This is a genomic window from Sphingomonas sp. BK580 (genome assembly GCF_014194975.1).
Classification (GTDB): Bacteria; Pseudomonadota; Alphaproteobacteria; order Sphingomonadales; family Sphingomonadaceae; genus Sphingomonas.
The window spans coordinates 1-21,401 of sequence record NZ_JACIAY010000001.1; the positions used below are offsets into that span (position 1 = coordinate 1).

A 21,401-nucleotide genomic window follows, 5' to 3' on the forward strand; every position below is an offset into this window, starting at 1 on the left:
CTGCATCGACAGGCCGGACACACGGAAGCACCTGAACCCGCGCTAAAATCTCTTCAACACCCTCTTGCATCCGAAGGGGCGTCCACACACGGTCATTCACCGTTTCGAGTGTGGCTCCCTGGAAACGGACGTCCGTTAAGGTAACGTGGCCTCACAAGCCTCCACCATCGCCATACTGTCACATGTGCGCGGTAGCGGCGCTGCCATGACGATCTCGCGCGACCGGGCGGCGTGGCTAGGACGCCATATCTTTCCGAACGAGGCGGCGCTGCGGCTCTGGCTCGCGCGTCGACCCGCCATCGGCATGGACGTCGAAGATGTCGTCCAGGAGAGCTACGCGATCCTCGCGGCGCTAGATCGCGTTGACCATATCGTGGATCCGCGAACCTACCTCTTCCAGGTCGCCAAGTCGGTCGTATTGCGCACGCTACGCCGAGCGCGGATCGTCGCGATCGACGCACAGATCAGTGTCGAGCTGCTGGAAGTGCCGGCCGATCTCCCCTCGCCCGAGCGCGTCGCGGCGGATCGTCAGGAACTGACCCATGTCGCGAAGCTGATCGCGGCGCTGCCGGCGCGCTGTCGCGAGGTGTTCACGCTGCGCAAGTTCCACGGCCTGTCACAGCGGGCGACCGCGGAACGACTGGGCATCGCCGAGAGCACCGTCGAGAAGCATATGGTCAAGGCATTGGCGCGCCTGACGGATGCGATTGGGCGTGGCGGAAGTGGGCAGCTTCGGTCATCTAGTCCGCGTGACCCAGGTGCCGCCCGATCCGATGACGAAGACCGCGACGCCGAGCTCGCTTGACGAGGTGGCGGCGCGCTGGGCGCTTCGCGTCGACGCGGGCGCGCTGTCCGTCACCGAGGAAGCCGAGCTGAACGCCTGGGCGAGCGCGGACGTGCGACATGCGGGCGCCTTCGCCCGAGCCATGGCGGCGAATGCCTACCTCGACCGCGCCGCCGCACTCGGCGCGCTCGACGCCGATGTCGCTGGGGAGCCGACCGCCCCGCCCGCGGTGTCTCGCCGTGCCTGGATCGGCGGAGCCGGGGGCGCCCTCGCAGCGGCGCTGATCGGCACGGTCGCGCTCTCGCGCCGCCGTCCGGAGGCGCGCATCGACGCACCGATCGGCAGTCAGCGCCGCACCGCCCTCGACGATGGATCGTCCGTGACGCTGAACACGGGCGCTCAGATCGCGCTCGCCTTCGCGCCGGTCGAGCGCCGTGTGCGGCTTCTCGCCGGTGAGGTGAACTTCGACGTGGCAAAGGACCGCGCGCGGCCTTTCGTGATCGAGGCCGGAACAACGATCGTGCGAGTCGTGGGCACCAGCTTCATCGTGCGCCGGGAGCGAGAGACGGTGTTGGTGACCGTCCGTGAGGGCATCGTCGACGTTCAACGTGCGGCCCGACGACACCGGCTTCTAGCGGGCGATCGGCTGATCAGCAGCGATGGTGCCGATCGGCTCGATAAACTGTCGAGCGCGGACGTCGAGCGCGCAGGCCTGTGGCAGCGCGGTGAGATCGACCTCACCGGCATGACGCTGGACGATGCCGCGCGCGAATATGCGCGCTACTCCGACCGCCACATCCTCATCGCTGATCCCGCGGTTGGCCGCTTAAAGGTCGCTGGGGTCTACGCGACGAGTGACCCGATGGGCTTCGCCCGCGCCGCCGCGCTCGCGCAAGGGTTGACCGCCAGCGACGTGCAAGGCGGCATCCGGCTCGCACGCTGATCGCAATTTTTTTCGTCGCCGGCATGGCGGAGGCAGCGACCTCCACGCTCTACCCTCTCGAGGCTGCCACGATTGCGGCCGTTCGGGGGAACAGAGAAGAATGCGACCTTCCTACCTGCTCGGCTGCAGCACCGCAGCCGTCGCTCTCGCGAGCGCGTCTTCCGCGACGGCGCAGCAACGTGCCTTCGACATCCCTGCGCAGCCGCTCCACGCCGCGATCGCGGCCTTGAGCCGGCAGGCAGGCGTTCAGATCGTGGCGCCCGGGGAGGGCCTGGATCAGCGGCGTAGTACGCCGCTCTCCGGCACGATGGACGCGAGCGCCGCGCTGCGCCGTCTGATCACCGGCAGCGGACTCGAGATCGCCTCCGACGAGGGCTCCCGCATCGTGCTGCGCCGGCGTGGAGCTGACGCGGGAAACGACGCGGCCACGCTCGCGGACACCGGTGAGCCCGCCGACGCGGACATCGTCGTCACAGGATATCGCGCCAGTCTGCAGACGGCGCGCGAGATCAAACGTCAGTCCTCCGCGATCCTCGACACGGTCGCCGCGGAGGATATCGGCCAGCTCCCCGACAATAGCGCGACCGAGGCGTTGGCGCGCCTGCCCGGCGTGCAGGTATTCCGCAATCGCGGCGAGGGCCAGGCGATCACCGTGCGCGGCCTCAGCCAGGTTCTCACCACCTTGAACGGCCAGGAGTCGTATGTCGGCGCATCGCGCCGCAGTCTGCTCAACACCTATCCGGCAGACCTGCTGCGCGCGGTCACCGTCTACAAGGCGCTCACGCCCGACCTGATCGAGGGCGGCATCGGCGGCGCGATCGACATCCAATTGCGCCAGCCCTTCGACTTCAAGCCGGGCTGGACGGTCGCCGGCACCGCGCGCGGCAGCTACGACGATCAGGCTCAGCGCTTCTTCTACAACGGCGACCTGCTGGTCAGCAATCGCTGGCACACGGGCATCGGCGAGATCGGTGTTCTGCTTAACGCCTCTTACGTCCGCCGCGACTATCTTGAATCGTATCGAGAGAACTTCGGCCCGCAGACCAGCACCGCGACCCAGTCGATCACTCCCGCGGGCTTCGGCGCGGTGCGCTTCCCGACGCGCAGTCTGGTCAAGCACCCCAACGGCAACTTCAAGCGTCCGGTGCTCACCGGCGAGCTGCAGTGGAAGCCGGTCGATGACCTACGGCTCGATCTGCGCGTGACACACATCCACGACAAGAACACCTATTTTGACAATGACCTTGAGCTGGTCATCCCGGCGGGAACGGCGCTGCGCGACGTGACGCTCGTGCCGGGCACCGATATCGTCAAGAGCGCGCGTTACACGCTGGCCACCCCGACCGGACCGCGTTCCTCCTACAACCTCAACGATATTCGCACGACACAGGGGGAGTTCGGCGTCCGCTACGACGCCGGACGTGCGACGCTGTCGACCAATCTGACCTACACGCGCTCCAACCAGGAGCAGATCGTTCGCGCGGTCCAGCTCGCCTTCCGCTCGCCACAGACGATCGACGCCGTGTTCCACGGCGACTCGCGCTGGGGTAGCCTCTCCTATCAGCTGGATGGCGCGACCGATCTCGAGGACCCCGCCACCTTCAAGGCCAACCTCTACAGCGACGCGCTGGTGCGGCAGAAAAGCCGCGGACTGCAGTGGCGCGGCGACCTCGTGCTCGACACCGATGGCGGCCTGGTCAGCGCGTTTAAGAGCGGGTTCCGCTACACCGACCGCAGCACCGACTATCAATCGGGCTCACGCTCGGTCAGCCTCTCCGCGCTGAACCTGCCGCTCTCCGCGCTGCCGGGCGGGGCGTCGGCTGAGACGATCGACCGCGGCTTCCGCGGCGACGACGTGACCGTCCCGTCGCGCTGGGTCCAGTATCCGGCGGCACTGCTCGGCACAGACGCGGGCTATGCCGCGCTCAACGCCTACGTCGCGACCCTGCCGGGCCAAGCTACCACATTTGCCAGCGAGCGTCCGGCGTTCAGCCCCACCGCCTCTTTCGGCGGCACCGAGCGATCCTACGCGGTCTATGGTCAAGCGCAGTACGGTTTCACGCTGGCGGGGGTCGCTTTCGACGGCGTAGCGGGCGCGCGCGCGGTCAACACCGTGTTGTCGATCCGCGGCACACAGCTGCGCACCACCGGCACCGGAGCCGGCCGGGTGACCACCGCGGTCGCGTTCGACCAGCGTCAGAACTACCTCGATGTCGACCCGAGCGTCAGCCTCGTGGCGCACCTCTCGCCCGAGATTCAGCTGCGGGGTGCCTGGACAAAGACCTTCAGCCGGCCGGATTTCACCCAATTGAACCCGAGCGTGTCGGTGGTGGAGAGTGCCGGAGGTGCCAGTGCGACCGCGGTCGCGAGCGGCAACCCGGCGCTGCGCCCGATCAGGTCCGAGAACCTCGACGTCTCGCTCGAGGGCTATTTCGGGCGCGCCGGCGCGGCCAGCGTGGCGCTGTTCCACCGCGACGTCGACGGCTTCATCATCAATACCATCGATCGCGTGACGCTGCCTGGCAGCACGACGCCGACCAACGTGACTCGCCCGTTCAACGGCGGTGCGGGCACCATCAAGGGCTTCGAGCTCTCGGTCAGCTCGTTCCTCGACATAGCCCCAGGCCTGCTCCGCAATCTCGGCGCCTCGGCGAACTTCACGTACATCGACACCGAGCAGGTGCTGCCGCAGACCGGCGCGAATGTCGCGAGCAGGGGGCTCATCCCCGGCATCTCGAGGCGCAGCTTCAACTCGTCGCTGTTCTACGACGACGGCCGCTTCCGCGCGCGCGTCGCCTATAGCGTGCGCAGCCGGTTCATCCTCTCCTACGTGCTCGCTGACCCGACCGCCAACCTCAACTGGTTCCCGATCAGCCGGCTCGACGCCTCGACGGCGTACAAGCTCACCGACGCAATCACGCTGACGCTCGACGCGCAAAACCTGCTCGGTCGACCGCAACGCGCCTTCTGGGGCGCCGGATCGCTCGCGTTCACCGGCTATACCGACCGCGTCTACTACGAGGGGCGGGTCTACTCGCTCGCGGCCCGCTTCCGCTTCTGACGAGAGGGAGAGCGATGATCCACCGTCGACACGTCGCGCTTGCCATGGCGCTCGTCCTGTTGTGCGCCGACGCCGGCGGGACGCCGAGTCTGTCGAACGCGCGCTGGGCCGGCGCATGGGGCTATGCCCCCTCGCCGGCGACCGCGGCGACGCCGCCGACGCGTCCCGCCGGGCGCTTCCTTTATAGGCTGCGGCTCACACGGGGCGGGAGCGCACTCTCGCTGCGGCTCGGCAATCCTGAGCGCTCGCTACCTATGAGCGTCACCGCCATGACCGTCGTCGTCGAGGGTCGGGCCGCGGCACCGACGCGGCTGCGTTTCGGCGGCAGCCCTGCGCTCCGATTGGGCGCCGGCTCCGCGCGCGACAGCGACCCGGTCCCCCTGGCGGTCCGCGCGGGCGACACCGTCGCGGTGACGATCAGCACCGATGCGCCGAGCACGCAGGTGACCGGCAACGCCGGCTTCGTCGGCAGCTTCGCCGACGCGGACGGCGTCGAGAGCGAGTCGCGCGATCGCCCCTTCGTCACGCTCGCGTCGGTGCGCGCCACCGCGCGCTGCACGATCGTCGCGCTGGGCGACTCGATCACCGAGGGTGCGCGGAACCAGGACCCGGCCCGGCGCGGCTGGCCCGACCGGCTGGCCGAGCGACTGGCCAAGTCACCGGGTCACGCCTGCGGTGTGGTCAATGCGGGCATCAGCGGCAACCGGTTGTTGCGCGAGGGCCGCGGGGTGGCGGCGGTCGACCGCTTCGAGCGCGATGTCGCCGCTGTGCCCGGCACGACGCATCTGATCGTGCTCGAGGGCATCAACGACATCGTGCGCGGCGGGCAGCCAGACGAGACGCCGGTGACGTCCGCTGACCTGATCGGCGGGTACCGAAGGGTCATCGCCGCGGCTCACGCGCGCGGGATCAAGGTGATCGGCGGCACGCTGACGCCGGCCTGGGGCTATCGCCTCATGACCCCGGCGCTGGAGGGCGTGCGCGTCGACACGAACCACTGGATCCGCACCAGCGGCGCCTTCGACGCGGTGGTCGACTTCGAGGCGGCGGTCTCGACAGGCGAGGACATTCCCATGCTGCGCAGCGACGCCGACTCCGGCGACAAGCTTCACCCCGGTGATGAGGGCTATGCCGCGATGGCGGCGGCGATACCGCTTGGATTGTTCGACTGACGCGGCCCCTCGCCTCATCCTGTCGGGACGTTGCAAGGGTCCTTCGTCGTCAGCGCCTTGTACAGGACACAGGAGAGCCGCAGACCAGACTGCTGAAGTCGCGTCGCGACGATCGGGTATTTGCGCGTCGTGTAATCATAATCGAGCGTGGTCCGGTGCTCGATGTCGCACGACGGATTACCTTGGCCTCCACAGATCGGCAGGGTGACATAGCCCTGATCCTGGTAGATCGAGACGCGCGCCCACTCGCGGCTCTCAACCGCCCAGTCGCGCGGGGCGCCGTCGACCCTCACCCCCGTCCCGATCTGCGCACTGACATCGTCGGCGAACAGCGCGAAGTTATGCATCCAACCTTTCGCGATCGCGCGGTCGTTGATGATATTCCGGTCCCACACCGAATGAATCTGCCAATAATGGTGTGGATTGCCCTTATCGTATTCAACCGGGTTTAAGATCCAGACATCGGGGATAGTGAAATCGCCCGGCTGGTTCGGAAGGTACACGTAGTTGTAGCCGATCGGATCAGAACCGTGCAGCGGCTGGTGCAGGTCGCCGACGAGATGGACCACATATTTGAGCGCCTCACGCCGCTCGTCAGCCGAAAGGCTGTTCAGTCGCGCGATCTTTGCGGCGTAGAAGGTGACCGCATCGCGCCGCCCGCCGGGCAGGTCATCGGCGATGGTGCGGCGGGCTATGTCGTCTCGCACGCCACCAACAACAGCTTCAGGCTGACCAACCGGCTGCTCAAGGCCAAGCTTCCTGTCTCCTGGATCACCGCGCCGGTCACCCTCGACGGTGAAACGCTGGCGCCGGGCGCGCTATGGATCCCCGCCTCCGCGCGCGCCGCGAGGATGGTGGGGAGCGCCGCGAGCGAGCTCGGCATCACCGTGCACCGCGTCGCCGCGAAGCCGACGGCACCGACGGTGCGGCTTCGCCCGGTACGGATCGGACTGGTGGATATATACGGAGGCTCGATGGCCTCGGGCTGGACGCGGTGGATCTTCGAGCAGTTCGAGTTCCCCTACAAGCTGGTCTACCCGCAGGAACTCGACCGCGGCGGACTTCGCGGCAAGTACGATGTCCTGCTGTTCCAGACCGACGTCTTCGGCCGCGAGGGCAGACGCCCCCGGCCGCAGCCGGAGGCGAAGGATATACCGGCAGCGTACCGCACCATGCTCGGGCGCCTAGGCGACGAGAAGACGCTGCCGCAGGTGGCCCGCTTCGCCGACCAGGGCGGTACGGTGATCGCGGTCGGCAACGCCACCACGATCGGCCCGAAGCTGGGGCTGGCCGTCACGAACGCCCTGTCCACGCCGAAAAATGGCAAGCAGGTTCCGCTGCCCAGCAGCAAGTTCTACGTGCCCGGCTCGATCCTCTCAGCAAGCTTCGACCCGAACCATCCCCTCGCTTATGGGATGCCGGCGACGGGGGACGTCTTCTACTATAACAATCCGAGCTACAGGCTTGCCGTAGGCGACGCCAGCCTGCGCAGCGTGGGCTGGTTCACGTCCGACGATCCGCTGCGATCGGGTTGGGCGTGGGGACAGAAGCTGCTGAAGGGGACATCCGCGATCGTCGACGCCAAGCACGGCAGAGGGCACGTCTATCTCCTCGCCCCCGAGGTGACTCAGCGAGCCCAATCCTATTCGACCTTCAAGCTGCTGTTCAACAGCGTGCTTTATGGGCCCGCTAGCACGTCGGCGCGGTAGCACTCGCGAGCTCGGGTACGATCGCTCATAGAAAGACTGCGTTCCGCGTGCTGTACGCCGCTGCTAGGAGGTAGCCCATGCCGCGACAGATGCACCTCGGTGCCTTCTTGCGCCCGATATCGATCCATACCGGAGCGTGGCGCTATCCCGGCGCCTGGCCGGACGCGAACTTCAACCTGGCGCCTCTCAAGCGCCTGATCCGCACGCTCGAGGCGGCCAAGTTCGACGCCTTCTTCATGGCCGATCACCTCGCGGTCTTGAACATGCCAACCGACGCGCTCAAGCGGAGCCATACCGTCACGTCGTTCGAGCCGTTCACCCTGTTGTCCGCGCTGTCGCAGGTGACCGAGCGCATCGGCCTGGTCGCCACGGCCTCGACGACCTACGACGGGCCGTTCCACGTCGCCCGGCGCTTCGCCTCGCTCGACCACCTGAGTGAGGGCCGCGCCGGGTGGAACGTTGTGACCACGGGCAATCCGGAGACGTCGCATAATTTCGGCAACGAGGAGCATCTCGCCCACGCGGACCGCTACGTCCGCGCCCGCGAGTTCTACGACGTCGTGACCGGCCTGTGGGACAGCTGGGCTGACGACGCCTTCGTGCGTGACGTCAACAGCGGCATCTTCTTCGATCCGGCCAAACTTCACGTCCTCAACCATCGGGGGCCTGCCTTCTCCGTCCGCGGGCCGCTGAACATTGCCCGGCCGGTGCAGGGCTGGCCGGTGATCGTCCAGGCCGGCGCGTCCGAGGCGGGACGCCAGCTCGCCGCGGAGACGGCCGAGGTCATCTTCGGCGCCTCGAGCACGCTCGCCGACGGGCGCGCCTTCTACGCGGACGTGAAAGCGCGCATGGCGGCGGTTGGACGCGATCCCGACGACCTCAAGATCCTGCCCGCCGCCTTCGTCGTCGTCGGCGACACGGCGGCCGAGGCGAAGCTCAAGCGTGACCGGCTGGATAGCCTCGTCCACTACGACAGCGGCATACGGTCGCTCTCGATCGCGCTGGACTATGACGTATCGGCCTTCGACCCCGATGGCCCGCTACCCGATATCCCCGAGAGCAACGCGAGCAAGTCGGCGCGCGATCGGATGGTCGCCTATGCGCGCGCGACAGGCGCCACGATACGGCAACTCGCCGCCAAGGTGGGGAGCTACGCTGGGCTCGCCTTCGTCGGCACGGCGGAGACGATCGCGAACCAGATGGAGGCGTGGCTGGAGGAGCGCGGCTCGGACGGCTTCAACGTCATGTTCCCGTTCGTGCCTGGAGGCCTCGATGATTTCACGTCCAAGGTCGTACCCGAGCTGCAGCGCCGCGGCCTGTTTCGCTCCGACTATGTCGGCTCGACGCTGCGCGATCACCTCGGCCTGTCGCGGCCGGCCAACCGCTTCTTTGAGTGACCGCGCCCACGCCGGCAGACCCGTCTCCAATCGGATTGTCTTGTTTTGGGCGGCTCGCGATCACGAGCCAAGCGGGAGATTCCATGACCCTCGACGACTCTGATCAGACAGCGGCGGTGCTCGGCATGACCGTCACGAGGTCGGGCCCCGTTCTCGGAGCCGAGCTGGCCGGTCTGCGTGTCGATGACCTGCGGTCGTCCGACATCGCGGCGGTGCTCCGTTCCCTGCTGACGCGGCACAAGGTGCTGTTCATCCGCGACCTCGACCTGTCGCACGAGCAGCATCTCGCGCTGGCACGTGTCTGGGGTGAGCTGGAGGGGCATCCGGTGATCGGCCACGTTCCGGGCTATCCAGAGATCCTCGACATCCGCGGGTCCGACGGTCGAGTCGAAGACAACGTCGGCGACCGGCGTTTCCGCACACTCGATAAGTGGCACGCGGACGTCACCTTCCGCGAAGCGCCGTCGATGGGCGCCGTCCTCCGCGCGCGCACCTTGCCGAGCATCGGCGGCGACACGCTCTGGGCCGACGCCGCAGCGGCGTATGACGGCCTGTCAAACGAGGTGAAGTCGCGCATCGAGGGGTTGACCGCGACGCACGACCTTCTGTTCGACTTCGGCGACCGTATCGCGCCGGAGAAGCGCACCGCGATGGCGGCCGAGTTCCCGCCGCAACACCATCCGATCGTCCGCACGCATCCTGAGTCGGGCGAGCGCGTGTTGTTCGTCAACGCCAGCTTCACCAGCCGGATCGACGACATGGACGAGGCCGAGGGCGCCGCGCTGCTCGCGCACCTGCTCGATCGCTTCAAGGTGCCGGAGTATCAGGTGCGCTTCCGCTGGACGCCGAACGCGATCGCGATCTGGGACAATCGCGCGACCCAGCACTATCCGGTGGCCGACTATTGGCCGGAACGCCGCCGCATGGAGCGGGTCACGATCCGGGGAACGAGGCCATAGCGATCGGGCAGGTTCCGCCGCGGATCTGCTGCGCTGGCCGATATGCGGATGCGCCGGCCGAGCAGCGGCGTCCGGTGATCGATCGAGCTACGACTCGATCACCTGGCCGGCGCCGCGGCGCTCAGGCGACCTTGAGGTCGGGCAGCCGCGCCGGGCTTAGCTGACGGCTGGTGCGCCCGTCGACCGAGACCGGCGGCTCGCCGTGGATGGTGACGCGGCGGACGATCCGCCGCTGGTCGCCATAATCGTCGATCGCGTAATGTTGCGTCGCCTGATTGTCCCACATCGCGATATCGCCCTCGCGCCACGCCCAGCGGCAGGTGTTCTCGAGCCGCGTGACATGCGCCTGGAACGTGTCGAACAGCCGCCGCGACTCGCTGCTGCCGAGCCCGACGAAGCGCTTGAAGAAGGCGCCGAGCACCAGCGCGCGCTCGCCCGTGAGCGGGTGCACCCGGACGAGCGGGTGCTCGGCCTCGTAGACCGTCGAGACGAACTCCGCCTGATAGGCGTCAGTGTCGGCGTCCTGCTCGGTCTGGTTGGCGGCATAATCATAGTCGTTGCTGTGCACCGCCCATAACGTGTCGGCGAGCGCGCGCAGCGGCGCCGGCATCCGGGCATAGGCCTCAACGGTGTTGGCCCAGACGGTGTCTCCCCCGACCGGCGGGATCGTCACCGCGCGCAGGATCGACGCGGCGGGATAGCTGGTGACGAAGGTCAGATCCGTATGCCAGACGTTCGACTTGCCGCCGTGCTTGGAGTCGAGCTCGAGCAGGAAGTCACCGACCTGCGCCGGCGCGGTCGGGTGAGTCGTCGGCGCACCGAACCTCCGGCCGAGCGCCTGATGCGCGGTATCGTCGAGGTGCTGCTGGTCGCGGAAGAACAGGACCTTGTGTCGCGAGAGCGCGCGGCGGAGCTGATCGACGGTGACCTGGTCGAGCGCCGCGGAAAGGCTGACGCCCTCCACGACCGCGCCGATTCGTCCCGCCACCGGGCGGAGTCGGAGCGGGATCGTCGGGTCGGTCGCGTTGGGTAGGTTGATGCCTTCGGTCATCGTCATCTCTCCTAGGCTACCATGATGGTGGAATGGGGTTGGGCGGTCTGTCGCGCGCTCAGCAGCCAATCGCGGACGATCTCGACCGCGCTGTCGGCGCCGCGGTCAGGGTGCTCCACGACGTGATAGCCGCGGTCGCTGCGCAGCGGCGCGTCGGTCAGCCGCACCAGCCCGCCCGCGGCGATCAGGTCGTCGATCAGCGGCGCCCAGCCGATGCAGACGCCGCGGCCGAGCAGCGCGGCCTGGAGCACCAGCTGGAAGTTGTCGAAGGCGAGGCCGTCGTCACGGCGGTCTTCCGCCAGGTGGTGCGCCGCGTGCCAGTCCGACCAGGTGAACCAGCGTCCCTTCGCGCCGCCGCGGAGGTGAAGATGCCGCAGTCGCGCGACCTCGCGCGGCGGCAGCGCGCCGGCCGCCCCCGCATAGGCCGGGGAACAGACCGGATAGACTTCCTCGGGGAAGAGCGGGGTCGCGGCATAGCCGCTCCAGTCGCCGCGGCCGAACATGACCGCGATGTCGAAGTCGTCGCTCGCCGCGGCGACGTCGGCCTGGGTCGTCGCGATCCGCACCTCGATACCCGGCAGCAGCCGCTCCAGCTCGGACAGCCGCGGCATCAGCCACCACGCGGCGAAACCGAAGTCGGTCAGGATCTGCAGCACCTTCCGCCCCGCGTGCCGGCGCGTCCGCTCGACCCCCAGCGCGATCGCGCGCAGCCCTTGCTCGACGTCGGCGAGCAGGGTGGTTCCCGCGGCGGTGAGCTGCACGCCGCGCGCGCCGCGCTCGAACAGCGCGACCCCCAGATCTTCTTCCAGCTCGGCGATCTGCTGGCTGACCCGGGCCTGCGACATGGCCAGCTCGCTCGCCGCCGCGGTGAAACGACCGTGGCGCGCCGCGGCCTCGAACACGGCCATGTTCCGCAGCGGAAGGCGGTGAAAGCGCGGTGCGATAAGCTCCACTTATACCCTCCTTAAGAAACGCTTGGGTGCTCGCCTCGGTCGGATCAGTCTACCCAATCCCTACCAAGCTGGTAGAGAATATGGAAGCACCCCGCTGAAGCGCAGCTTTCAGCCCAGCGACCAGGCTCTGCGGCGCAGCGGCGCGATCGCGCCGGCAACATGGGGGACGTCAGATGCTGCTCTCGCTTCTCGGCACCACCGCGCTCGGCGCGGCCTTGGCGGCGACGGCCGCACCCGCTGGCCCTGCCGTGGGCGCGGAGGAGGACCGCGCGGCCGTGACGTCGTCGGCGGAGACGGGCGGCGAGGTCGTCGTCACCGCCACCAAGCGCGCCGCGCGCGCGCAGGACGTGCCGCTGTCGCTCACCGTCGTCGATGCCGACACGATCGCCGAGCAGCACCTCAAGGACGGCATCGCGCTGGCGCGCCAGACGCCCAACCTGGTCGCCGAGTCGGCGATGGGCGCGGCGATGCCGCGTTTCCGCCTGCGCGGCATCGGCACCAACGACTTCACCCCGACCACCGCGTCGCCGGTCGGCGTCTACGAGGACGAGGTCTATATCAGCGCGGCCTCGGGTCTCAGCCGCCCGCTCTACGACCTCGACCATGTCGAGGTGCTCCGCGGCCCGCAGGGCACGCTCTGGGGCAAGAACACCACCTCGGGCGCGATCCATTATGTAACGACGAAGCCGGGCGGGACGTCGTCGGGCCAGGCGCAGCTCAGCTACGGCACCGACGACACGCGCGAGGCCGAAGCGGGCCTGGGAGGGCCGCTCGGCGAGCGCCTCAGCTACCGCGTCGCCGGAGTCTACAAGCATCGCGACGGGCAGTTCGTCAACGACGCGACCGGGCGAGAGGCCGGCGGCTACGAGATCTGGGACCTGCGCGCGCAGCTGCGCTGGGAGCTGGCGCCGGGTGCGACGCTGCTCGTGAAGGGGCACGGCGGCCGCACGCGACAGGATCAGCCGCTCCAGCACGTCGGGATCCTCGCCGGCGGCGCGGACAGCGACGGCTATGTCGAGCGCGCCGACCGGGACGCGCTCAGCAACAACGGCCGCGGCGACACCTCGGCGCATCGCGCGGGCTTCGACGCGCAGCTCGACGTCGATCTCGGCGGCGCCACGCTGACCAACATCGCCGCGTTCGAATGGGCCGACTCGCTGATCTACTCCGACGACGACGCCAACCCGATCTCGCGCTACCACGAGCGCTACGGCGGTGGGTCGCACACGTTCACCGACGAACTTCGCCTCGCCTCGCCCGATACCGACCAGCTCGGCTGGATCGTCGGCGGCTATTACCTGCACGATCGCACCAACAGCTTCGGCCAGCTCGGCCTCTACAGCCCGACCAACTTCGGCGTGAACGGCATCGGCTATGATCTCGACGTCACCACCGACAATCTCGCCGGCTTCGCCAGCCTGAGCTACCGCGTGACGCCGCGGCTCAAGCTCGTCGCGGGAGCGCGGTACACGTGGGAGCGCAAGGGGATCGAGGGGCGCGCCTTCGAATATGCGACCAACCCGAGCGACGTCTTTGACAGCCGCGACGAGACGATCGTCTACGTCGACACGCGCGCCGGCCGCTCCGTGGACGAGAGCGGCGCTCCGCTTGCCCCCGTCACACCGCATCGCGCGTGGCGCAAGCTGACCTGGGATGCGTCCGCCGACTACGCGCTGTCCGACGCCGCGCACCTGTTCGCGCGCGTCGCGCGCGGCTTCCGCTCGGGCAATTACAACACCTATATCGCCACGCCGGGCGACCTCTCGGTCTACGACCCGGAGACGCTCACCTCGTACGAGGCTGGTATAAAGACCAACCTGCTCGATCGGCGGCTGACGCTCAACCTGACCGGCTTCCACTATGATTTCGACGACATGCAGGTCACCGTGCTGCAGGACGCCGGCACGCGCACGCAGAACGCGGCCGCAGCGCGGGTCAACGGGCTCGAGCTCGAGGCGGTCGCGCGGCCGCTCGCCGGGCTCAGCCTCAACGCCGGCTGGGGCTATCAGGACTCGCGCTACAAGGATTTCACCGACGCTTCGGTGCCCTTCCCGATCAACCGCGGCGCCCCGCTCGACCTCTCGGGCCAGCCGCTCGAGCGCGCGCCGCGCCACACGGTCAACCTGGCCGCGAGCTACGAGACCCCGCTGGGCACGGGCACGCTGCGGCTCAACACCGACTGGCGCTATACCAGCCGCTACCGCTTCCACGTCTGGTCCGACGCCACCAACAACGATCCCGCGCCCTTCCTCGCCGACGCTTCGACCCGCCAGCTCGTCCGCGACACGTTCAGCCAGGATGACCTATGGCTCGGCAACGCCACGGTCGCCTATCGGCTGCCGAGCGGGGTCGAGGTGGCCGCCTGGGTCCGCAACCTGACCGACCGGGCGTATAACACCAACGCCTTCGGCATGTTCTTCAACCGCTCGATCAGCACCTACCCGGGCGAGCGGCGCACCGCGGGCGTCTCGCTGAGCTATCGCTTTTGACCGCCACGGCGCGCCCGGCGTCGTCGTGGCGGGTGCTGCTCGGCATCGGTGCCGCGACAGCCGCGGCGCATATCGGCAACAATTTCAGCACCTATCTCATCGGCGGCTTGATCGACCGCTACGGCTTCTCCCCTGCCGCCATGGGCGCCTGGAGCATGACCGAGACACTGTCCTACGCCGCGGCCATGTTCGTGATCGCGCCGCGGGCCACCACGATCCGACCGCGTGGGCTGGCGATCTGGGCGGGGCTGCTTGTCGTCCTCGCGCAATTCGCGGGTGCGCTCGGCGGCGTATATGAGCTGCTGCTCCTAAGCCGAATCGGCACCGGGATCGGCTTTGGCCTCGCCAATGCCGCGGTAAACCTAGCCGCGGGCACGACGCGCCATCCCGCGCGCGCGATCTCGATCGGAATCACATGCCAGACCTTGCTGTACGCGGGGGTCAACCTCGGGTTGCCGCTGGTCGGCAAGCAAGGCGGTGTCGCCGGCATGTTCCTCGCGTTGGCGGTGCTGTCCGCGGTCCTAACCGTCGCGGCATCGGCGCTGCCCGGTCGACCCGTTGCCGCGCGCGACGCCGCGCCGCTGCCCCATACGCCGCTGAGCGCGGCGGAGCGGCGCGTGCTCCTCGCGATGGCGCTGTTCACCTTCGGCAGCCTAGCGATCTGGCCCTTCATGGAGCGAGCCGCCCATGCCATCGGCATCTCCGCGGTGACGTTCGGGCGCTATCAAAGCGCCGCGACCCTCGCCAGCGCGCTCGGCAACGTCATTCTCGCGGCAATCGTTGGCCGGATCCGCGGCGACGTGGCGGTGGCGCTCGCACTGGCCGCCTGCGGTGCTGCATGCTGCGCGCTCACGCTCTCCAGCGCAGCCTGGGTCTTCGCCGTCGCCCTGGGGGCCTATAATGTCGCGTGGTTCGTCAGTTACCCGCTGTTGCTAGGGATCGCTTACCGCGTCGATCGGAGCGGGCGCCTGCCCGTGCTCTGCTCGGCGGTGTGGCTGACGATGACGTCGGTCGGGTCGCTGCTGACCGGGATCATCGCTCAGGTGCTGGGCAGCTACGCGCCGGTGGGACCGCTCGGCCTGGTCTTCTGCCTGCTCGCCGCGGCCTGCGCGGTGCCAATCGCCCATCGTGCGCCCGCGACCGAGCCGACGCTCAATGCCGCGCGCCCGAGAACAGGTTGATCACTATGGTGCCCGCCAGGATCAGGGCGATGCCGAGCAGCGCTGCCCCATCAAGCCGCTGGCGGTACACCAACAGGCCGACGAGCGAGATCACCACGATGCCGATGCCCGACCAGATCGCATAGGCAATGCCCATCGGAATGACGCGCAGCGCGACCGACAAACAGTAGAAGGCGGCGACGTAGCCTAGGATGACGATGATCGAGGGGATTGGCCGCGTGAAGCCGGCCGCCGCCTTCAGCGCCGAGGTCGCGACGATCTCGAATTCAATCGCCCCCGCGAGATAGAACCAGTGCAATTACACTCCCTTTCGAAGCCTTGACGAAAGTAGCTGAGTGCCATCTCATCGGGGCAACAGGACCTAGCCGCCCCTTACAACAACGCCGCTTCGTTGTTGCCGGGAACACGAGCTCGTTCGCGATCGTGTCAGCTTCTTAGCGTGCCAAGGTCTGACAGACGGTCGGCTAGCGCAGCAATGGCATCGTCATGGAAGACGTGTGTCAAAGCCCCGTTCATTTGCACCGGACGTTCCGGGGTCAGGACGGCCCCCTCGCGATAAGCAGAGTCTAGCGTCAGCCACATTCGCACGGCGCCGTCCAGACTCGTAACCTCGGCGAGATCGTCATTTCCTCTAGGCACATTCTCCAGCGCGGCGCTCATCCGCCAGTCAATCTCCGGTGTCGGGCCACCACCCCACGTGGCCCCAGCCATCTTCTACTCCGTGCCCGCGTCCGACTGGCACTTTGAGCGCTCCCGCTGACATGAAGTTCCGCGCGCGTACCCAAGCGTCGGGGCAGCGAGCAGGGAACACTTTACAACGCGGAGGCGATGACGGGAGCGACACCGCGCGCATATCAATCCTAAAAAGGATGCCGCTCGAAAGCGCTCCCTCAGCCCTTTGCCAAGGCAGGGTTGGTGGAAGACAGACCTCAACCGATCCACTCGGGTGCTCGGCTCACAGCAGAGGCAATCAACACCAGCTGTTCCGCCGTCATGCCGTCCTCTCCCCTTGCCGTGCTCGCTGAATCGTAATCCGACCCGCGGCGCGTCGTCGCGAGTCGAGCCCGTCGTCAGCGCCGCCGCGGCCGCGTGGAGGATGTGGTCCGGCCACCCTCCACGAACTCAGGCTCCGTGATCGCGCGCTCGATCTTTGGCCGCTCCTATCAATTTGCGCTGCGGCTCGGCTATTGACGTGCGGGACCAAGGAAGACGCACGAATGGACAGGCGTAGCTTATTGAGGGCGGCGGCAGCCGCGGCAGCAGCGACCTCGGGCGGAGCGCTTGCCACCATACCTGGTGGACGACAGCGTAACGTGCTGCTGCTGATCTCCGATGATCAGGGGCTGGATGCCGGCTGTTACGGCGTGCCGATCCGCACGCCTCGGATCGACCGGCTGGCGCGGCAGGGCACGCGCTTCACCAACGGCTTCGCCGCCGTATCCTCGTGCAGTCCCAGCCGCGCCGTCATCAACACGGGTCTCTACGCGCATCAGAACGGGATGTATGGACTCCAGCACGACGTCCATCACCAGTCGCTGCTGCCGGGGATTGAGACGCTGCCTGCATCGCTGCGTCGCGCCGGCTATGCGACGGCGTTGGTCGGCAAGAAGCATGTCGGTCCCGACAGCGCCTTCCCCTATGAGGCGGAGCTGGTGCCGGAACGATCAGGTATTCGCGATGTGCACGAGCTTGCGGTGGCGGCAGCGAGCTTCATCCGCTCGAGCGACGACCGTCCGTTCTTCGTCACCATCGGCTATAGCGACCCGCACCGCGCACCGGTGGATTACGGCAACGATCGGCCTTGGCCGGACGTGAAGCCCGTCGTCTACGATCCCCGCACCGTGCCGCTGCCGTCGCACCTGCCCGATTTGCCGGCGGTGCGGCAGGATCTGGCGCAATATTATGAATCTATCAGTCGGCTCGACAGCGGCATCGGCCTGCTGCTCGACATGCTCGATCAGAGCGGAAGGGCGAACGACACGCTCGTCCTCTTCCTGAGCGACAATGGCCGGCCGTTTCCGGGAGCCAAGACGAATCTTTACGACCCGGGCCTTCACCTGCCCCTCATCATCCGTGCGCCTGGAACCTTAGCGGCGGTCAACGATGCCTTGGTGAGCTGGATCGACATCGTCCCGACCGTGCTGGAATGGGCCGGGGTCGCACCGCCCGCTGCCTATCCGCTGCCCGGCACCTCGCTGCTGCCGCTTCTCGGCCAAAGCAGCGGAAGCGGACGCGAGGCGGTGTTCGCGAGCCACGAATTCCATGAGATCAACCAATATTATCCGATGCGTGCCATCCGTACGCGCTCGCACAGCTATATCCTCAACCTCGCGCACCCCCTGCCGTATCCCATCGCGGGCGACGTGGCCGGATCATCCAGCTGGACGGCAATCAGCGCCGATCCTGCCATCCCGCTTGGGCACCGCACACAGGCAGCCTATCGTCAGCGCCCAGCCGAGGAACTGTACGACCTTGCCCGCGATCCCGACGAACTGGTCAACGTCGCCGGCGATCCAAGCCTCCAGTCGATCAAGCAGGATCTGGCGGGCAAGCTGCACGCCATGCGACGTTCGACGAAAGATCCGTGGCTGGCTGAACTCAACGACCCCTACGGCCATGTCGGGCATGACTAACCGATGCCGTTGATCGTAGATTGCCGTGGCGGTCAGGATGCTTCTCCGACCGCTGGGCTCTCGACCCAGAAGCGGTCACTCAGGACCACCTGGCGCCCTCCCACCTTCGGACGCTTGTTCATCTCGGTGTTTAAGCCTTCCCGAGCGGCTCGCGTAGGTGCCAGATGGCTTGAGTGGAAGCCTAGCGGTCACTTTAGCTCGGTTTGAACGCCCCAGAGGATCCTCCTCGCAGCTGAGGACCGCCGGCAATGCGCTGGAGCGTCTCCAGGGCGACTTGGTGCGGCGGACGTGCACCTCCTCTATGGTCGCTGTCGTGCCGGTAGCGGCTCAGTAAGATAATCGAATTACGACCGGTTGAGTGTCCCTCCGCGCCGTTCTTCGATGGTCAGTGCTTCTGCTGCTAATGGCAGCGAGCGTCTTGGCCGTTGTCCGCGCAGTTGCATGGGTACGGGAGCGTGACCCGTACGTTCCCGCCTGGCTTCGAATGATAGACACGCCCCTCGGCCAGGTAGCAGTCGACGAACAAGGTTCTCGTTCCGGGCGAACCGTCCTGATCGTACCCGGAACAGCAGGCTGGAGCGGCTTCTGGAGGAACGTGACCGCGCATCTGGTCGCACGCGGCTACCACGTGGTGGCGGTGGATTTGCCGCCGTTTGGCTACTCGGAGCACGATGCTCGCGCCCGATACGACCGAAGATCACAGGCTGCACGCCTGCGCGCGGTTCTGGCGGCGACATCTCCGATGCCAGCTATCGTGGTGGCGCACAGCTTCGGAGCCGGGCCCGCGACCGAACTCGCGCTCGTTGATCCAAAGAGGGTCGCCCGTCTGGTACTGATCGACGGGGCACTCGGCGAACTTGATCCCGCCGGGCCAGGCGGCAACGCATTGCTTCGGCTGCCCTTCATCGCGCAGCCACTTGTCGCGGCAACGCTCACCAATCCGCATGCGATCGGCGCGCTGTCCCGATCGATGCTCGCGCGCAAGGAGGCGGCCGCGGAATGGCGGGAGACCCTGCGCGCTCCTATGCGCCGCCCCGGCACCACTGCGGCGTACGCAGCCTGGTTGCCGTCTTTGCTGGCAGCCGATGATGGGGCACCGAGCCGCCGTACTGAAGCGCTGCTCGGCTTGAAGCCCGCCGTACGGCTAATTTGGGGAGAAGCCGACACCGTCACCCCGATCTCGCAGGGGCTCGCGCTGGCGAGGCTGTTGCGCGCGCCGATCACCCGATTGCCCGGCGTCGGGCATGTGCCTCATATCGAAGATCCGACCCACTTCCTACCGGCGCTGGACGCCGCGCTTGAGGAGCCTACCCAGTGACGCGCAAGCACTTGTTGGTTGGGGCCTCGCTGCTGGCGCTCGCCGCCGCTGGAGCAACCGCCTATGTCGCGCCGCTCGCAGCTGACCCGAAAGGTCCGAAAGACTGCGCCTCGGTACTGCCTGAGCTGCCGAACGCGCACTCGCGGGCGGCTGACGCACGCGAACCGAACTGGGCTCAGCGCGGAGGGAACGTCAACGATGCGAGCTGCCTCAGCCGCACATCCGTGGCGGGCGTTGTGCGGGTACGCACCGACGCAGATGTCGAAACCGCGCTACGATACGCCAGCGCACATGGGCTAACCGTGTCGGCCGCGGGCGTGAAGCACTCGATGGGCGGCCAGGCGTTCAAGCGTGGTGGCGTCGTTCTCGACATGCGAGGCATGGATGCGATCCGGCTCGATCCGGAGGCCCGCACTGTCGAGGTGGGCGCGGGCGCTACGTGGCACCAGATCCAAATGGCCCTTCACCCTCGCTTCGCGGTCAAAGCCATGCAGTCGACCGACATCTTTTCGGTAGGCGGGTCGATCAGCGTCAACGCACATGGGATGGATCACCAGGCAGGCGCGGTCATGGGTTCTCTCAGGAGCCTCCGGCTCATGCTCGCGGACGGCAAGGTCGTGACCGCCTCGCGGACCGAGAATGCTGACCTCTTCCGTCACGTCGTCGGCGGCTATGGTCTGTTCGGCGTGATCCTCTCGGCAACGCTCGATGTGGTGCCTAACGACGTCTATCGCTCCGGGCGCGAGATCATCGACTACCGAGCCTTCCCGGCGACCTTCGAGCGGATCGCAGCCGACCCGAGCATCGGCCTCAGCTACGTTCATCTCTCCACCTCGCCTGACAGCCTGCTGCGGGAGGCGCTCGTCTACACGTACTCGAAGCATGTAGAGGACCAGAGCCTTGATCGCGCGGCACTCGGCGAGGTCGCCTCGACCAAGATCCGCCGCCTCACCGTCAACCTCGCCAAGCGCAATGACACGTTCAAGCGGGTGAAATGGTGGAGTGAGAAGCACCTGGAGCATCGCTTCGAGAGCTGCACGATCACCCGTAGCCAGGCCCAGGGATCCGGCGAGGCCTGCCTGGTCGCGCGCAACGATCCGATGCACGACTCCGTCGCCTACCTGTTCAACGATCTGCCGGCGGAAACCGACATCCTTCACGAATATTTCGTGCCCCGCGCGCGTATCATCCCCTTCATCGACGGCATGCGCGAGATCTTCCAGCGCGAAAGTGCCAATCTCGTCAACGCGTCGATACGGGCGGTGGGCCGCGAGGACAACGCGCTCAGCTATGCGCCCGCGCCTGCCTTCTCGGTCGTACTCTACCTCAACCAGCCGACGACACCCAAGGGCACCGACGCGATGCGGCAGCTGACGAGCGACCTGATCGATCTTACGGCCCGGCAGGGCGGACGCTTCTTCCTGCCCTACCAGCTCCACTACAGTCCCGAGCAGCTCGCGCGCTCATATCCGGAGATTGGCGGCTTCTTCGCAGCCAAGCGCCAGTGGGATCCGCAGGAGCTGTTCAGCAACACCTGGTATGCCCGCTATGCTCCGGCCTTTGAGAAGCAGCCCCCCGCGATCCGGCCCTCGAACACCGCCACAGCTCCGTTAGCGTAGAGGCGGCGGACAAAACCAGGATAGCGGGAGCGCGCCAGCGTTGCGCCGCGGCGCACCTCCACGACCTGACCACCAGCGGCCACGATGGCGCGCATCGCCCTGTTGGCATCACCGACGACCGCGACCTGCCGG

16 protein-coding genes are annotated in these 21,401 nt (G+C 67.4%); 12 read left to right on the forward strand and 4 right to left on the reverse strand.

The annotated features are described in order from the left end of the window. Nucleotides 1-205: 205 nt before the first annotated feature. The 4 genes from FHY05_RS00005 (at nucleotide 206) to FHY05_RS00020 (ending at nucleotide 5,960) form a co-directional block, all read left to right on the forward strand. Complete coding sequence (locus tag FHY05_RS00005; RefSeq protein ID WP_183942379.1) at nucleotides 206-805, forward strand: RNA polymerase sigma factor; 600 nt, start codon at nucleotides 206-208, stop codon at nucleotides 803-805. Then, nucleotides 750-1,727 (forward strand): FecR domain-containing protein, encoded by a 978-nt coding sequence (locus FHY05_RS00010; protein WP_183942380.1) that lies wholly within the window; start codon nucleotides 750-752, stop codon nucleotides 1,725-1,727. Before FHY05_RS00005 ends, FHY05_RS00010 begins: the two co-directional genes overlap by 56 nt. A gap of 253 nt (nucleotides 1,728-1,980) precedes the next feature. Next, nucleotides 1,981-4,788: a TonB-dependent receptor gene (locus FHY05_RS00015; RefSeq protein WP_183942385.1), complete on the forward strand. Its 2,808-nt coding sequence runs from the start codon at nucleotides 1,981-1,983 to the stop codon at nucleotides 4,786-4,788. 14 nt (nucleotides 4,789-4,802) lie between these two features. Then, nucleotides 4,803-5,960: an SGNH/GDSL hydrolase family protein gene (locus tag FHY05_RS00020; protein ID WP_183942388.1), complete on the forward strand. Its 1,158-nt coding sequence runs from the start codon at nucleotides 4,803-4,805 to the stop codon at nucleotides 5,958-5,960. Between the two features lie 14 nt (nucleotides 5,961-5,974). Here the strand turns inward: FHY05_RS00020 and FHY05_RS00025 are convergent, their stop codons facing one another. Further along, nucleotides 5,975-6,529 (reverse strand): S1/P1 nuclease, encoded by a 555-nt coding sequence (locus FHY05_RS00025; RefSeq protein WP_183942389.1) that lies wholly within the window; start codon nucleotides 6,527-6,529, stop codon nucleotides 5,975-5,977. On the opposite strand from FHY05_RS00025, the gene FHY05_RS00030 reads away from it, so the two are divergent. The 3 genes from FHY05_RS00030 (at nucleotide 6,491) to FHY05_RS00040 (ending at nucleotide 10,025) form a co-directional block, all read left to right on the forward strand. Then, the gene (locus FHY05_RS00030; RefSeq protein ID WP_183942390.1) at nucleotides 6,491-7,669 is read left to right on the forward strand and encodes a hypothetical protein; all 1,179 of its coding nucleotides are present in this window, start codon (nucleotides 6,491-6,493) and stop codon (nucleotides 7,667-7,669) included. The two genes, FHY05_RS00025 and FHY05_RS00030, sit on opposite strands and share 39 nt — an antisense overlap. A gap of 77 nt (nucleotides 7,670-7,746) precedes the next feature. Further along, nucleotides 7,747-9,066, forward strand: coding sequence for an LLM class flavin-dependent oxidoreductase (locus tag FHY05_RS00035; protein WP_183942391.1), 1,320 nt, complete (start codon nucleotides 7,747-7,749; stop codon nucleotides 9,064-9,066). Between the two features lie 83 nt (nucleotides 9,067-9,149). Continuing rightward, entirely contained in the window at nucleotides 9,150-10,025 is an 876-nt protein-coding gene (locus tag FHY05_RS00040) for a TauD/TfdA family dioxygenase (RefSeq protein WP_260181061.1), read from the forward strand. Between the two features lie 121 nt (nucleotides 10,026-10,146). Here FHY05_RS00040 and FHY05_RS00045 read toward each other — a convergent pair whose 3' ends face one another. Then, on the reverse strand, nucleotides 10,147-11,076 hold the full coding sequence (locus FHY05_RS00045) for a TauD/TfdA dioxygenase family protein (RefSeq protein WP_409321501.1): 930 nt from the start codon (nucleotides 11,074-11,076) through the stop codon (nucleotides 10,147-10,149). An 11-nt stretch (nucleotides 11,077-11,087) separates the two neighbouring features. Continuing rightward, nucleotides 11,088-11,984 (reverse strand): LysR substrate-binding domain-containing protein, encoded by an 897-nt coding sequence (locus tag FHY05_RS00050; RefSeq protein WP_221190924.1) that lies wholly within the window; start codon nucleotides 11,982-11,984, stop codon nucleotides 11,088-11,090. A 218-nt stretch (nucleotides 11,985-12,202) separates the two neighbouring features. On the opposite strand from FHY05_RS00050, the gene FHY05_RS00055 reads away from it, so the two are divergent. Together FHY05_RS00055 and FHY05_RS00060 are read left to right on the forward strand one after the other, a co-directional pair. Further along, the gene (locus FHY05_RS00055) at nucleotides 12,203-14,518 is read left to right on the forward strand and encodes a TonB-dependent receptor (RefSeq protein ID WP_183942394.1); all 2,316 of its coding nucleotides are present in this window, start codon (nucleotides 12,203-12,205) and stop codon (nucleotides 14,516-14,518) included. A 32-nt stretch (nucleotides 14,519-14,550) separates the two neighbouring features. Next, nucleotides 14,551-15,699 (forward strand): MFS transporter, encoded by a 1,149-nt coding sequence (locus FHY05_RS00060; RefSeq protein WP_409321551.1) that lies wholly within the window; start codon nucleotides 14,551-14,553, stop codon nucleotides 15,697-15,699. Here FHY05_RS00060 and FHY05_RS00065 read toward each other — a convergent pair. Beyond that, entirely contained in the window at nucleotides 15,671-15,997 is a 327-nt protein-coding gene (locus FHY05_RS00065; RefSeq protein WP_183942396.1) for a multidrug efflux SMR transporter, read from the reverse strand. The two genes, FHY05_RS00060 and FHY05_RS00065, sit on opposite strands and share 29 nt — an antisense overlap. A 1,015-nt stretch (nucleotides 15,998-17,012) precedes the next feature. On the opposite strand from FHY05_RS00065, the gene FHY05_RS00075 reads away from it, so the two are divergent. From FHY05_RS00075 to FHY05_RS00085, 3 genes are all read left to right on the forward strand, one after another. Then, complete coding sequence (locus FHY05_RS00075) at nucleotides 17,013-18,332, forward strand: sulfatase (RefSeq protein ID WP_221190925.1); 1,320 nt, start codon at nucleotides 17,013-17,015, stop codon at nucleotides 18,330-18,332. Nucleotides 18,333-18,816: 484 nt separating this feature from the next. Continuing rightward, the gene (locus FHY05_RS00080; RefSeq protein WP_260181063.1) at nucleotides 18,817-19,650 is read left to right on the forward strand and encodes an alpha/beta fold hydrolase; all 834 of its coding nucleotides are present in this window, start codon (nucleotides 18,817-18,819) and stop codon (nucleotides 19,648-19,650) included. Continuing rightward, the gene (locus FHY05_RS00085; RefSeq protein WP_183942400.1) at nucleotides 19,647-21,269 is read left to right on the forward strand and encodes an FAD-binding oxidoreductase; all 1,623 of its coding nucleotides are present in this window, start codon (nucleotides 19,647-19,649) and stop codon (nucleotides 21,267-21,269) included. Before FHY05_RS00080 ends, FHY05_RS00085 begins: the two co-directional genes overlap by 4 nt. The last annotated feature ends 132 nt before the right edge of the window (nucleotides 21,270-21,401 follow it).

Bases quoted from the DNA above. Each gene is read 5' to 3' on its own strand.
- FHY05_RS00005 (WP_183942379.1), top strand. From the start codon at position 206: ATGACGATCTCGCGCGACCGGGCGGCGTGGCTAGGACGCCATATCTTT.
- FHY05_RS00020 (WP_183942388.1), top strand. From the start codon at position 4,803: ATGATCCACCGTCGACACGTCGCGCTTGCCATGGCGCTCGTCCTGTTG.
- FHY05_RS00035 (WP_183942391.1), top strand. From the start codon at position 7,747: ATGCCGCGACAGATGCACCTCGGTGCCTTCTTGCGCCCGATATCGATC.
- FHY05_RS00040 (WP_260181061.1), top strand. From the start codon at position 9,150: ATGACCCTCGACGACTCTGATCAGACAGCGGCGGTGCTCGGCATGACC.
- FHY05_RS00045 (WP_409321501.1), bottom strand. From the start codon at position 11,076: ATGACCGAAGGCATCAACCTACCCAACGCGACCGACCCGACGATCCCG.
- FHY05_RS00050 (WP_221190924.1), bottom strand. From the start codon at position 11,984: ATGGCCGTGTTCGAGGCCGCGGCGCGCCACGGTCGTTTCACCGCGGCG.
- FHY05_RS00055 (WP_183942394.1), top strand. From the start codon at position 12,203: ATGCTGCTCTCGCTTCTCGGCACCACCGCGCTCGGCGCGGCCTTGGCG.
- FHY05_RS00080 (WP_260181063.1), top strand. From the start codon at position 18,817: ATGATAGACACGCCCCTCGGCCAGGTAGCAGTCGACGAACAAGGTTCT.